The organism is Candidatus Njordibacter sp. Uisw_039, assembly GCF_047730075.1.
Classification (GTDB): domain Bacteria; phylum Pseudomonadota; class Gammaproteobacteria; order Pseudomonadales; family Balneatricaceae; genus Njordibacter.
This window is the reverse complement of record NZ_CP159831.1, coordinates 2,613,472-2,627,034: the sequence shown is the minus strand read 5'-3', so window position 1 is coordinate 2,627,034 and position 13,563 is coordinate 2,613,472. Positions and strand designations below refer to the sequence as shown.

General features: G+C 44.1%; 15 protein-coding genes and 1 tRNA gene. 10 read left to right on the top strand and 6 right to left on the bottom strand.

Annotation, left to right across the window (positions count from 1 at the left end):
• The first annotated feature begins 4 nt into the window (after positions 1-4).
• The 4 genes from ABXT70_RS12565 (at position 5) to ABXT70_RS12550 (ending at position 2,219) form a co-directional block, all read left to right on the top strand.
• Positions 5-90, top strand: a tRNA-Leu gene (locus tag ABXT70_RS12565).
• A 256-nt stretch (positions 91-346) separates the two neighbouring features.
• Positions 347-490: a hypothetical protein gene (locus ABXT70_RS12560; RefSeq protein WP_443640807.1), complete on the top strand. Its 144-nt coding sequence runs from the start codon at positions 347-349 to the stop codon at positions 488-490.
• Positions 491-924: 434 nt separating this feature from the next.
• Positions 925-1,635: a rhodanese-like domain-containing protein gene (locus tag ABXT70_RS12555; protein WP_443640806.1), complete on the top strand. Its 711-nt coding sequence runs from the start codon at positions 925-927 to the stop codon at positions 1,633-1,635.
• Between the two features lie 212 nt (positions 1,636-1,847).
• Positions 1,848-2,219 carry a tetratricopeptide repeat protein gene (locus tag ABXT70_RS12550; RefSeq protein WP_443640805.1) on the top strand — a complete coding sequence of 124 codons (372 nt, stop codon included), beginning with the start codon at positions 1,848-1,850 and terminating at the stop codon, positions 2,217-2,219.
• A gap of 378 nt (positions 2,220-2,597) precedes the next feature.
• Here ABXT70_RS12550 and ABXT70_RS12545 read toward each other — a convergent pair whose 3' ends face one another.
• On the bottom strand, positions 2,598-2,864 hold the full coding sequence (locus tag ABXT70_RS12545; RefSeq protein ID WP_443640804.1) for a hypothetical protein: 267 nt from the start codon (positions 2,862-2,864) through the stop codon (positions 2,598-2,600).
• A 296-nt stretch (positions 2,865-3,160) separates the two neighbouring features.
• Here ABXT70_RS12545 and ABXT70_RS12540 point away from each other — a divergent pair, with 296 nt between their 5' ends.
• Positions 3,161-4,750: a tetratricopeptide repeat protein gene (locus ABXT70_RS12540; protein ID WP_443640803.1), complete on the top strand. Its 1,590-nt coding sequence runs from the start codon at positions 3,161-3,163 to the stop codon at positions 4,748-4,750.
• Between the two features lie 229 nt (positions 4,751-4,979).
• On the opposite strand, the gene ABXT70_RS12535 is transcribed toward ABXT70_RS12540, so the two are convergent.
• The 5 genes from ABXT70_RS12535 to ABXT70_RS12515 all read right to left on the bottom strand — a co-directional run bounded on the left by ABXT70_RS12535 (position 4,980) and on the right by ABXT70_RS12515 (position 10,237).
• Positions 4,980-6,143, bottom strand: coding sequence for an MFS transporter (locus tag ABXT70_RS12535; protein ID WP_443642515.1), 1,164 nt, complete (start codon positions 6,141-6,143; stop codon positions 4,980-4,982).
• 491 nt (positions 6,144-6,634) lie between these two features.
• Positions 6,635-7,627, bottom strand: coding sequence for an electron transfer flavoprotein subunit alpha/FixB family protein (locus tag ABXT70_RS12530; RefSeq protein ID WP_443640802.1), 993 nt, complete (start codon positions 7,625-7,627; stop codon positions 6,635-6,637).
• A 9-nt stretch (positions 7,628-7,636) separates the two neighbouring features.
• Positions 7,637-8,449 carry an electron transfer flavoprotein subunit beta/FixA family protein gene (locus ABXT70_RS12525; RefSeq protein ID WP_443640801.1) on the bottom strand — a complete coding sequence of 271 codons (813 nt, stop codon included), beginning with the start codon at positions 8,447-8,449 and terminating at the stop codon, positions 7,637-7,639.
• Between the two features lie 7 nt (positions 8,450-8,456).
• Positions 8,457-9,722, bottom strand: a complete 1,266-nt coding sequence (locus ABXT70_RS12520) for a molybdopterin-dependent oxidoreductase (protein ID WP_443640800.1) — start codon at positions 9,720-9,722, stop codon at positions 8,457-8,459.
• A 59-nt stretch (positions 9,723-9,781) separates the two neighbouring features.
• Entirely contained in the window at positions 9,782-10,237 is a 456-nt protein-coding gene (locus ABXT70_RS12515) for a MaoC family dehydratase (RefSeq protein ID WP_443640799.1), read from the bottom strand.
• 299 nt (positions 10,238-10,536) lie between these two features.
• On the opposite strand from ABXT70_RS12515, the gene ABXT70_RS12510 reads away from it, so the two are divergent.
• The 5 genes from ABXT70_RS12510 to ABXT70_RS12490 all read left to right on the top strand — a co-directional run bounded on the left by ABXT70_RS12510 (position 10,537) and on the right by ABXT70_RS12490 (position 13,154).
• Positions 10,537-10,743 (top strand): hypothetical protein, encoded by a 207-nt coding sequence (locus tag ABXT70_RS12510; protein ID WP_443640798.1) that lies wholly within the window; start codon positions 10,537-10,539, stop codon positions 10,741-10,743.
• Between the two features lie 132 nt (positions 10,744-10,875).
• Positions 10,876-11,004: a hypothetical protein gene (locus ABXT70_RS12505; protein ID WP_443640797.1), complete on the top strand. Its 129-nt coding sequence runs from the start codon at positions 10,876-10,878 to the stop codon at positions 11,002-11,004.
• Positions 11,005-11,135: 131 nt separating this feature from the next.
• Entirely contained in the window at positions 11,136-11,681 is a 546-nt protein-coding gene (locus tag ABXT70_RS12500) for a TetR/AcrR family transcriptional regulator (protein WP_443640796.1), read from the top strand.
• Positions 11,682-12,057: 376 nt separating this feature from the next.
• On the top strand, positions 12,058-12,309 hold the full coding sequence (locus ABXT70_RS12495) for a TIGR03643 family protein (protein ID WP_443640795.1): 252 nt from the start codon (positions 12,058-12,060) through the stop codon (positions 12,307-12,309).
• A gap of 2 nt (positions 12,310-12,311) precedes the next feature.
• Positions 12,312-13,154: a sugar nucleotide-binding protein gene (locus ABXT70_RS12490; protein WP_443640794.1), complete on the top strand. Its 843-nt coding sequence runs from the start codon at positions 12,312-12,314 to the stop codon at positions 13,152-13,154.
• The last annotated feature ends 409 nt before the right edge of the window (positions 13,155-13,563 follow it).

Below are 13,563 nucleotides of genomic sequence, written 5' to 3'. Positions count from 1 at the left end.
TAATGCCGACGTGGTGGAATTGGTAGACACGCCACCTTGAGGGGGTGGTGAGCTTTGCTCGTGCCGGTTCAACTCCGGCCGCCGGTACCAAATTGACATCTATTATCAATCATAGATGTCCACAAAGCCCCAATATATGGGGCTTTTTTTATGCCTATCATATAATTACTGTCCAGCACTTGTAGAGGCAAAAGTATAATCGGGGGTATGGCAGGCCAACGAAAACCACATCGCTTGAAGTTAACGCGCCTTTTTTTCATACTAAAATACAGCTGGTGGCGCTTTAAATAAATGGATGAAACAATATGTTGAGGATGGGTGCGTAATACATTCATTCAGACATAGTATGCGCGACAGATTGAGAGCAGCTGAGTGCCCCTCGGATATTGTTGACCAAATTGGTGGCTGGAGTCGCTCAAGTGTAGGTCAGAACTATGGTGCAGGTTACCAGCTTCCTGTATTGCATAAATGGTTACAAAAGATTGAATAGGAGTCGCTTGTTGTTAGGTGGACTGTTGTAGGTGCCTAGGTTTACTAAAGGTCGATTTGAACATATAGTAGCGTTAGGTCTTAGGTCGGTATTAGGATGTAAGTGGATTAAATACAGGGGTTCAAGGCTCAAGGTACCTTATATTACGGGGTATATGTTGTCTGTTCTTGAGACCAAGTTATACCAAAGATTCCGATGGACTTTAGCTTCTTTTATTGTTGCAGATAATGGCAGTATTGCAGCTACTTTGGTGTTTTCTCTATATGAGCTGAGGTTTACCAATAACCCCTTTTATGCTGCAATGGTTACACATTAGTGTCATTCTTTATACCAATTAGTACTATTAGACTAAAAAGTATTGTGGTGGGCTTGATAAATTGTCTTTTATCAGTAGGATATAAAGTGTGCGAATAAATATTAATTGGAGGTCTAAAATGAAAAGAATAACAAAAGCGTTCTCATTACTTAGTGCTGGTTTGCTGTTAGGAGTTACCAGCTTTTGTGCCGTTGCAGCAGGTGGGCCTGTTGGCATTACAAGCAAGTTGATGTCTGTAGACGTAAGTCATAACGGGCAGACTGTTCAAATCATACGTAATCAAGACAACAGTAATACGATTATAGACGCGTTTGCAAAAACCTCACGGCCATGCCCCGTTTTTTGCATTCAGCCCATGACCTTTGCTCCCGGTGTGGAAACACTTGGTGAGCTAGAAATTATCGACCATATAGTACGTATGCAAAGTGGTGAAAATATTTTGGTGGTCGATTCACGGACTCCTGATTGGGTTGAGCGTGGCACTATCCCTGGTGCTGTCAACGTGCCATTCACCAAGTTATCCACTTCTAAAGGAGCGACTACTGAAATCATTATGGAGGTGATGATCGACCAGTTTGGCGTTAAATTGGTCGGAGATGCCGATGACTTTACCGTTGATGAAGCTCTCGTGTCTGGCACCGTTAGTGAGGTATTCGATTATTCTGATGCCAAAACTTTGGCCTTATTCTGTAATGGTATGTGGTGTGGTCAATCGCCGGCATCTATGGCAACACTGTTGAAATATGGTTATCCAGCAGAGAAGATTAAGTGGTTCCGTGGTGGTATGCAGACCTGGGAGATACTTGGGTTTAGTACTGTTAAGCCTTAATAAGTTAAGTTACAGTGATTAAAAAAAGGGCCATAGGGCCCTTTTTATCTTTTGTATTTATTAGCTTGAACTGGGCAGGATGGATGCCATTAAGTATGTCGGCCTGAATACCGGGCGCTGGATGATACAGTTAGACAGAAGGATATTGTTTAACCGAGTGTAGATCCAACAATTGTATATGGTTAATATAAGGAGCAAATCAAGGCATATTTATGCAATTAATAAAACTAATTATACGTTCTCTAATACTTAGCGCATGTACAGGGTTAACTCTATTATCGCTTTCCGCCCAAGTGCATGCCACAAGCGACTTAGAGCGAGGTTTTGCGGCACAAAACAATGGTGATTTTTCTAGTGCCGCAAGTTACTTTCAAACGGCTTCTGAATCTGGTAATAGCGAAGCCCAATATCAGCTAGGTTTGCTCTATGCTGAAGGTAGCGGCATTGAAAAAAACCTGTCTAAAGCAATAACTTTAATACAACAAGCTTCCGATACAGCACACCTTCTCGCAATTGAATGGCTAACCCAACACGACGATCTCACAACAACTAGCGAAGAAGATGACCCAGAAGATGACTGCTAGGTGATGCAGTGGGTATATACTTATTAAGGTTGTCCTAATCAGCCAACCTTAGTGGACTTTATGAAGGCGGCTTATATTCAATCTACTGGGAAGAGACACCACCGCTACGTTCACGGTCTTAGGACTAAAGCAGTAGTCACCGTGGTTAAGCTATTATCAGAAATAGATAAATCATTAAAAACCTTTCACAGCAAACCTACTGGCAGGGCAACCTACCTTCGCAGTGGCCTGGCTGATATCGAGACTTGATAACTTCAGGCCATTGCAGAAAACTGTGCCGCAACGCAGAGACATTCACCTGACTTGATCCACTCGGGTCGGACCCGGCTAAATCTGGATGCAGAGACAGTTTCCTGGAAAAAGTGTTGCCGGGTTGTTCTATTCTGTGCCTTTACAATGTTTACACTGGCAGTCATTTAAAAAGAAATGTATTAATGCCATTGTAAACCACATCCAAGTCATTTCTCCAATACCCAGTAGTGTAACACTGTGAGCAGTTGGTTCATGATCCATAGTTGGTGCCATATCTAGATATAAAAATATGATACCCAGTGCGGCAAAAATCAATCCTGCCAAGTTGTGTCTTACTTTTTTCATTTTTAAAACTACCAATCCGTTGTATATAGGTTGATTGATTGTGATCATATGTTAATAATTTTTTTATTTTCTCGATCCCAAATTGAGACTAGCATATTAATAATCAATTGACTAAAAAATGTTTAGTGCATATTGACAATCCTTTTTAGCCTGATATAGTGAAGATTCATTAAAAAAATAATAGGAAAATTCCAAATGTCTCTTGCACCAGTAAATTATAATTTTGGAAACGCTTCAAACTATTCATTCGCTACAACGATTACTTGCAAAAATGAAGATGCACGGAAAATGTTTGTTGAAGCTTTTGGGCATATGCTTAATTATAACCACGAACAAGCAATTGCGTGCTACATGAAAGTTACCGAACTCGGCCGACCTGCGCAATGGCATGGTGGGGTATCGCATACTGTGTCTCCTCAAACTACAACTGGACGCCTGGTTTGGGTTCGGGCTACGACCCAATTCAACAGGCTATTTCTCTCAAAGCGGGTTGTACAGAATTGGAACAAGATCTTATCGATGCATTAGCCGAGCGCCACTCTGAAGAAGCACGTGATGCAGCGGACCCTTCAGTGCTCAACATGGGTAACAGTGCAGAACTCAATGCTGCGTTTGCAGAAGCTATGGCTCCTCTTTACGCAAAGTATAAAGGCAACTTGGACGTCGCTGCAATTTATGTAGAGGCTCTCATGAATCTCAATGCATGGCAACTGTGGAACAAGAACACTGAGACTGGTGAAATCACTCCGTTGGATAACAACACACTACTTTGCGTTCAAGTTATGGAAGATGCCTTTGAGACCATCGACGGCGCAAAGGAACACATTGCATTGTCCCACTTATATTGTCACTGTTTGGAACTGTCTCCATTTCCAGAACGAGCTTTACCTGCAGCTGATTTGCTGCGCACCGCCATGCCTAGTATGGGACACCTCGTTCACATGCCCTCTCATATCGATGCTTGGGTTGGACAATGGAAAGAGGCTATGGACTGTAACATCGATGCTGTAAAAGCCGATGATAAATACGTTGAACTCACTGGTAACGAATCACAGTTTTACAAATTTTACAGAATGCACAACCACCACTTCGTGATCTGGTGTGCTATGTTTGAAGGACAATATGAAACCGCGATGAAATACGCTCGAAAGGCAGCAGCGGCAAATCCTGCAGGTGATGAGAATTCAGGTGTACAATTCATGCTTGCTGGAATCATACCAATGGGCGCAATCTTCCTTGAATCTTATGTCGCCATGCCTTTGCATGTCATGATTCGATTCGGTATGTGGGATAAAATAATTGCTGAACCGATGCACTCTGATAAGGAGGTATTCGCTTCTACTATTGCAACAGAACACTACGCTCGTGGTGTAGCCTATGCCTCCAAGGGCATGGTCTCAGAGGCAGAAGCAGAACAGGTTCTCTTCGATGAAGCAATTCAAAACCCAGCGCTTGCTGGCCGGGTGCTGCACAACAATTTGATGTATCAAGACCCAAGCGAAGGCCCGTGTATTTTATTGGTTAATGGTGCTGTTTTGGCTGGTGAAATCGAATACCGAAAACAGTTCCTAGCCAAGGCTCAAGGTGAAGCGTCTGACTTTACTGCTGCCTTTGACCATCTACGTCGCGGTGTCAATCTCTCACTCAACCTCGCCTATAACGAGCCTTGGGGACAGATGCAACCTGTGCGCCACATCCTTGGTGCACTCCTTCACGAACAAGGCGAAATCGAAGAAGCAGAAGCCGTCTACCGTGCTGACATCAAACTTTGGAAAGACAATATGTGGGGCTTATTGGGTCTTAAACTCTGTCTTGAAGCCCGAGGCGATGCACCTGAGGAACTTGCCGAGGTCACTGCTTTATACAATGAACGTAGCTCTCGTGCTGACATCGTGATAGCAAAAACCTGTTTCTGTGCTCAAGGCAGCATCTAAAAGAGTTGCTGTGAATAAGTCAGTGCTAACTTAATAGCATGAGGGTCGGGTCATTCCGGCCCTCTGTATTTGCCAATGCAATGTCGCAGGTCTTCTCATCATTCGCCGGATTGAGCAACGAGTGTGTGTCAGTAGACCCGGGTTTAACCCAGGAACCGTTAATGTAAAACTTGTCATAGTTATTCTATGCTTTCTCATGAAAGTGCTTGTTAAATAAATTTAAACGTTCTTAGCGCCGGCCATCAGCAAGTAACAGCGATCGATCTTCGCGGCGCAGCAACAGCATTGATAAGGCACCAAGAAAGGGGCCAGGTACAAGTATCAGGAAAACCCAGCGCCAACTACCTAGGTACTCTGCTACGACTGGTAACAACCAGATAACAAATATCGTTATCGCAAACCCAACACCCATTTGAAATGCCAAAGCAGACCCAACCATCGATTGGTCGGAAAGCTCAGTGACCGCGGCTGAAAATTGGGCGCTATCCGCAACTGCTGCTAACCCCCAGATCAATGCAATTGTGATAAATAGCCAAGGGGGACCGTTAAAACAGAGCCCAATGAGGAGCGCGCTTGTGCCTGAAATAACCATGAGGAAAGTAGTTGCGTAACAACGACCTATACGATCTGCTAACCAACCACCCAAAACGCAACCTGGTGCGCCTGCTGCAATAACTAAAAATGTCAGTAACGCGGCATTTTCCAGACCAAGTCCTGTGCTCTTTGCTGCGATGGCGTATGCAAAAAACCAACCCCACATCGCATAGAGCTCCCACATATGACCAAAATAGCCGATATTGGCTAGCATTACTGGACGGTCTCTAATGATACGCCCCAGTTGATTTACATCTGCCTTAGTCTTGGAAAATTGGTGAGGTCCGTCGCGCAAAACAAATGCAAAAAGCACTGCGGCTATAAGACATGCCAGTGAGCTCATGAGAATTACCAATTTCCAGTCAAATTGGACTCCGACAGCACGTATAAGGTGAGGCAAAGCGGATCCGAGCGTCAGGGCACTCAACATTATTCCCATTGCAAAACCACGTCCTTTTTTAAACCAGGTAGCAATGAATTTGATTACTGTGGGGTATATACCTGCTAAAGCCATCCCCGTTATAAATCTAGAAAGAAGCGATAAGACTACTCCAGGTTCCAAAATTAAAAGTGCATTTGCGATACCAGCAACACAAGCAGATATAGCCATAATGGTTGAACTTTTATAAATATCTAACAGGGACAATAGGCTCACAATAAGGGCACTAACGACAAAACCTGCCTGTACACTATTGGTAAACCAGGTTGCTTGGGACAGGCTTAGCGACATTAGCTTAGTCAACTCTGGTATTACAGCTGTTGCTGAAAACCATGTAGTCAACGAAAGAACAAGTGCCACACCAGTAACTACAAGAACAAACCAACGGTTTGATAATACGTTTGACAACTAATATATCTCCAACAAGTTGATATAATTTATCGGTTAGCTGCCTACTTAAATCAACAGTATCTTTAACCTGATTTGTATTTTAATAAGTAACTAGGTGAATTCCGTGGCTTTTTAACACTGAGATCACACAGTAGATTCGCTATTGTTCACCACGGGATGAATAATTTTTTAGCGAGCTAAACCACGACAGCGATTTCATCAAACCCCATTCTTCAATTTAAAAACTGCAAACATAATGTTGACAGTAGGGTTTAACTCTGGGAAGGAAAAAGAGGCACATCGACGAAGCAAATTCTTAAGCATGCCGTCTCTAGAAACGCCAATAGTGGATACACCGAGAAAATCCACACTGGCTTGTTAGGATGTACATCGCCATCAAAACCGTAAAAGAGCTATACTGATAAAAATATCTTGTTTCGTCGACTCTCAGCTCTTTTCCGTTAAGCCTTCAGCTTCCTGATCTCTTCGACCAGCGCAGGCATAATTTCCTGAGAGTTTCCGACTATACCAAAACGAGATGATTTAAAAATTGCTGCATCTGGATCAGAATTGATCGAAACAATGGTCTTAGAGTTACCACAGCCGGCCATGTGGTGACTAGCACCAGAGATTCCGACCGCAAGGTATAGTTCAGGTGCCACTGTGCGTCCGGTCAATCCAATCTGATAAGAGCGTGGGCACCAGTCCAAATCACAGGCGGCGCGACTGGCACCAACAGCTCCGTCGACCAATTCTGCGATTTCATTGAGTGTATTAAATCCTTCTGGGCCGCCTAAACCTAGCCCACCACCGATCACAATTTTTGCACTCTCCAACTTTACTCCAACAGCTTTCTCCCTTTCGCGATTGACAACACGACTGCGTATGGAATTCACATCAAGAATTGAAGTCACATGTTTAACCTCCCCGGCACGCTCCATCATAGGTGTCAGAGCCTGTTGGGTTTTGGAACGGATAGTAGCTACCGCAGGTGTCTTGGTAAAAGTGACCACTTCGCGTGCAAGGCCACCAAAGCAGCTTCGAGTCATGTGTGGTCGTCCGTTGATGATGTCAATCGACTCACAACCGGTAGCTACATCAACATCCAGGCGGAAGGCAAGACGGGGTGCTAGGTCAGTGCCAGATAACGAATGTCCAATAAGGACAATAGCGGGCGCCACCTCAGCAACTATTTTGGACAGATCCGGCAACCAGGCTTCAGCATGGAAGTTGGCAAATATTGCGTTATCATTAATTAAAACTTGATCCGCACCGTATGCAGTCAGTATCTCGCCAGTGGTTTCCAAGCCAGTACCGAAAGCTACCGCGGTGACGGTCCCACCCATACTGTCAGTGAGTCGCCTTGCCAACGCTAACATCTCTAAACCTAGATCGATTGGTTGACTTTCCACCATCTCTACAACTACGAGAACACCATTATTATTGTCAGTCATCTTTTGATCCTATATCAACTTTGCTTCGCGCAAGTGCTGAGCAAGAGTGGCAGCTATCTCGGCCGGTGTATTTCCAACAATGAATTCACACTCTGTATCGTTTACTGGGATATAGAGACGCTCTAGCTTGTAACGCATAGCGCTAGAACCTACCTGTGCCTCATCAAGACCAATATCTTCTGGCATCCATTCCTTAATCGGTTTCTTCGCAGCACGCATAGTCTCGCGCATTGATGCGTAGCGGACTTTACCCAACTCGTTGGAGATAGTTACCAACGCTGGCAAATCCGCTTCAACAGTCTCAATGCCATCCTGAAGCACACGTTGAACTGTGACGACACCATCAGTGGTCTGCACGTCACACGCAAAAGTGATGGCCGGAATATCCAGAATTTCGGCTATTCCAAGGCCTACAACACCAGCATCCCAGTCGGCAGCTTGACGCCCGGTCAGGATCAAGTCCACATCACCAATGGCGCGGATCGTCTCAGCTAGGTTACGAGCGGTGACATACCCGCCACTCCCATCAAACGTTGGTTCGCTGAGCAAAACGGCATTGTCAGCACCCAAAGCGAGCGCCGCTTTAATTACAGCTCGAGCACCCTTTGATGCAATAGTCACAATAGTAATTTCTATGTCTGAGTCTTTTCCCGCCTTATCACGTATCCTCAGAGCAGCTTCAACTGCTTGTTCATCATATGGACTAAGAATAGGTGACAAACCAGATACTGGAATCAACACTTTCGCTTCTTCGTCAATGCGAAACTGAACGGGTGGGATCTCAGGATTCTGAATCTGTTTAACACACACCACAATCTTCATAGAAAAATCACCCTTTCTCAACACTGATTATTTCTGGCACAATTCCGTCAAAGTGCTTACGCTGGAAGTTCCATTCCCAAGTCGGCTGGACTCGATCTTTTTCGTCAATTCCGCGTGCCATAACTTTATACTGACCTGGTTCGGTGACATCCCAAACGTAATGGAAGCGCCGCCATAGCCAACGGTCGTTAGATTCCTCGATGGTTGCATCGTTCCAGCTTTCACCTCCGTTAGTACTGATTTCGACACGAACCACGGCACCCTCACCACTCCAGGTTCGACCAGTTATAGCGTGTGAGCCACACTTGATTGGACCATCTTCGTCTCGAGGTGAAGTAATTAACGCTTTGACTCCAAGAACTTTCATAGGCTTCTTATTGGGATCTTCCGGCGACTTGCCGCTCACAAAATAGTGGGTTTGATAATAAAAATCTGGTGTGTGGTCAAGTATCTCTATCCTATCTATCCATTTTACCCACCAATTTCCAGCCCAACCCGGCACAACTAATCGCAATGGTGCACCGTGCACATGTGTCAAGTACTCACCATTGTGAGCCCATGCTAGGATTGTATCTTCATGGAGAGCTTTTTCTATCGGCATCGCCTTTGAGTAATTGATGATGCCAGGATCAACCACATCGAAGTCAGTGCGTCCGACTGAAAGGTATTGGGTCACTGGGTCAGGTCTGCCTTCATCCCAGCCATGAAGGGCGATAGACACCGCACCTTCTTGTATGCCAGCAAGTTCAAGTACAGTCTTAAAGGGTACTCCAGTCCACTCACCACCACTGACCAGACCCGTAGTTGGAATAGACTCAAGGATATTCTCAATGTCCAGAGCCTCTTCACCATCTCCGGACTGGCGCCAACCACCTTCTTCAGCTTGGGCATCACGCAAAGAGGGCTTCCGCACATTTTTTTTCCCCTCATCGATGTAGTCCCAAAATTCACCATCATTCCCCGCACATTCGGTCACTGCACGCACAGTGCGCCCCGGAAACTTTCGAATTTCCTCAAGAGTGTACTCGATTGGATTGTCAACCATTCCACCGATTGAAAATGAGAAGTCATCTGGATGTACTGGATCAGGCATGTTAAGTTGAGCGATCACATAATAGGCGTCAGTTGGTGTCAGCAATCCCTCTAGATCGAGTACTGGAGAGCGTGCAAAGATAGTCCGTCCTTCCGCATCTTTACTTGGCATTACACGGGCCCGTTTACGATCAGGCCAACCCATTACCCATTCACCTTCAAGTTCAATCTCTTCTGACATATTATTACTCCTGCTTAATTGTATTTCTATTAAAGTAATTTGAAAAAGTCTTCCTCATTCTACAGACCTTTGAGCGCCATGGTGTAAGTTGTTGCGGTACCATCAACACAAAGATCACCAGCACTGTCGGTAATGGTAGTTTTCAGCTTGCAAATGGGTTTGTCGTCTCTTACAGACTCAATTTCAACTCGAGCAGTCAACTCTTCTCCAACCCCTACAGCTTTTAGAAATTTTAGTTCGGTTGATAAAAACACTGTGCCAGGGCCGGGCAAGTCTTCCGCAACACAGGCATTAAGAAGACCAGTTGTTACGCCACCCTGCACTATAAGCTTGCCAAACGGAGTTTTTTTCGCAAGTTCCTCATCATAGTGAACTGGATTTTTATCGCCAGTCATCTCAGTAAACGAATGTATATCGCCCATCTTAGTAGTACGAGAACGTTCACTGAATTGCCCAATTTTTGGTTGGCCGTTTAAAACTCCTACCCAACCATCTTTTTTTTCTGTGTTAGACATATAAATAGTTTCCTTTATTTTAAAACTGTTTTAAAAAACGGCAGAACACGGTCCCCACCTGATTTACATAAAGGTTAATCTTTATTGTACAGACCACTCGGTACAATACAAGTATTAAAAAAGTCATTTTTTTATACTTGTACTTTTTAACATTCGTTCGGAATGTTGAAACTAGTCTAATAACTTGCTATTTTGGGAGATGACTGCGAAATAGTTCAAGACTTTAGCAACTGAGAATTCTTAGTTTGATACGAACCCTATTAAGGCGTGATAAGTATGAATACAGCAGGAGGTCATCCATGACTGACGTTTATATTGGTAGTGCAAAACTAACTCCTATTGGTCAGTTGAATGGAACTCTTGGCAGCCTTTCAGTAGTAGAACTTGGCAGCGCCGTGATCTCTGACCTAATTAATGACATTGACCCATCAGTTTTTGACAAAGTCATAATTGGGCAGGTGCTCAGTGGCGGTGCCGGAAAAAATTCAGCACGCCAACGGCATTGAAAGCAGGACTACTGGTTCAAGTTCCAGCTTTAATGGTTAATCAGGTGTGTGCTGATGCGATGCTGAGTTGATTAGGGTATAAATCTGAAAAGAGTAAATTTATCTGGTGGCGCAATTGCGCTCTGACACCTATTGTCAGGTTCAGGTGCTAGGATGGTTGTAGCCCTAATTCACGAAATGAAACGAATCGGAGCAAAACGCGAACTAGCATCTTTGTGCGTTGGAGGTGGTCAAGGCACTGCTATCTGTTTAGAAATGTAGTAAAATTGACGTACGCGTGGTGATCAGTATCACGTTGAGAGGATATGGGCGAAATCGACTTACCAACTAGGTATTAATTAGCGGATGATAGAAAACTGAAACAAACAGAACAGGCAAAGAAGATAACTAAGGTGGCCGCTTCGTTGTTCGCAAAAAAAGGCTACAATGGAGTTGGCGTCGCGGAAATTGGGGCGGCTTCAGGCTTTGGTCGTGGGACACTCTACCATCACATAGAAAGCAAAGAAGACCTTCTTCACGAAATTGCTTCACAGTACATTTCAGGCCTGGTTCAGTCTGGCCATAGGATAGCGAGAGAGTATCCAGATCCTATTCAGCGCTTGAACGCGCTGAGTCGACACTTGATGGCCGTAATCAGCAGTAGTTTAGCAGAAATAGTAGTCTGTTTTCGCGAAGTCCAGTCTCTAACAGGCACACGACACCATGACGTTATGTGTATGCATACAGAATACCAACAAATCTGGTCTAAAACTATAGAGGAAGGTGTTCAGCAAAATGTGTTTAGAGCAGTCGATAAAATTGCTGTGAAAGGCCTTTTGGGGATGTATTTCTACTCATGCCTATGGCTAAAACCTGATGGTCTTCAATCTCCTGAGGATATCGGAGATGTTTTTAGTGATCTTGTTATCCGTTCTCTTTCTAGACGACCGGACGAATAACGAAGCTTTACTTAGCTTACATAGACCCACACGCTAAAAAATAAACTACTCATTTTACTGTCAAATATCAACCAAATAATACTCTGAAAATAAGTAAAATTTTAGAACATATTCGACTATGTCACTAAGTTCACTTAAAGCTGTCGATACTACCCAACTAGTTAGAAAAACTTAATACTATAATGAAGGATTGGTTACCTTCGTTTTCGCGACTTTTGATTACCTTGTTTAGCAAATAATAGTTTAAAGAGCTGCCCTCGTTAAATGCCTTGTGACTCTGAAACCTACCTGTCAGAAATAAACTATAACGAGATTGGTTTTTTTATTAAATACTGCTATCGGTTTCATTTTAATTATAATTTCTAGGATCGTTTTTATGTCACTGCTTATGGATGAAGAATCAAGAATTATTGAAATGGCTTGGGAAGACCGGACTCCTTTTGAGGCTATAGAAAAACAATTCGGTATTAATGAGACGGAGGTTATCAAATTTATGCGCAGTCGTTTAAAACCCAGAAGTTTTAGGCGATGGCGTGAAAGGGTGAGTGGGCGCTCAACCAAGCATTTAAAACTCCGTAGTCCAGATGTGATTAGAAGCCATTGCCCAACGCAATACAAACACCGTTAATAATGAAAATATTACTAGCAGGCAGTGGTGATATTGCTCAGCGAGTGGCGCTCAAACTGACTGATCAGCACCAGTTCTTTGGTTTAAAACGCCAGCCAGTCAATCTTCCTCATGGCATTACTCCCCTAACAGGTGATCTGACCGATGCCGCATGTTTAGATAGCGTTTTCCGAGAGGGCTTTGATATGGTGGTTGCCACGCTAACACCCGATAGTTTCACTGATGAAGGTTACCAGAAGGCTTACGTTGATTCATCTGCAGCCCTATCCGTAGCTATTAACAATGCAGGTCACAAACCAAAATTAGTGATCTGGGTTTCTAGTACTAGCGTCTATGGCCAGACCTTAGGTTCTTGGGTGAATGAAGATTCTCCAGCAAACTCGGCTACCTTTTCTGGCAGAGCATTACTTCAGGCAGAGCGGCACATACTAGGCTTGCCCTGTGCCAAAGCAGTGGTGAGGTTTTCTGGTATATATGGTCCTGGGCGCACTCGAATGTTAGATCAGGTGTTAGAAGGAGTCGGGTGTCCAGCCGAACCTGAACAATGGAGTAATCGAATTCATAGCGAAGATTGCGCTGGTGTTATTGCACACCTAATCAGGTTGAACGAGCAGCAGGTGCCTTTATCAGAAATCTATGTGGCGACTGACTGTGAACCAGTGACCCAGCATGAGTTATGTAGTTGGTTGACTGCACGTTTGAATGTCAGTTTAGTCAAGGAGCGCACCAATGCACGATCAGCAAGGCGTTGTAGCAACAAAAAATTGTTAGATTCTGGTTATAAGTTCATTTTTCCTACTTACCGAGAGGGCTATTCAGCGCTGATCGAAGAGTTAAAAGGGTGAGTGTGTCCTGTGGATAACCTTACCCTCTGTGCCATAGGCAAATGGCTAACTTGTTCAAGATTAGTGTTTGTCACCCAGACGATCTGCTTTGCTTAGCTTAATTAGCATTGATGCCTTTTAAGTCTAGGTCTAACAATATTCCCCTATTTGATTTAAATCTAGTCCGCTTTACTGTACCGCCATCAGCATTAGCTGTTGCTGGCATTGGATAAGACTAATCATAAGTCATCTGCCCTTAATCACAACTAGCCATAATTCTTTTACTGAAGCGCTATTATGTGACACTAGATTGCTGGATCAATGTGGGGGGCACTATCTTACTCAATTCTGAGATCACATGAATCCTCCTACGCTATGCATGCTCTTCTCCTAGTACAGCAACCGTACTAGACTTTCGTGATGCTGGGGG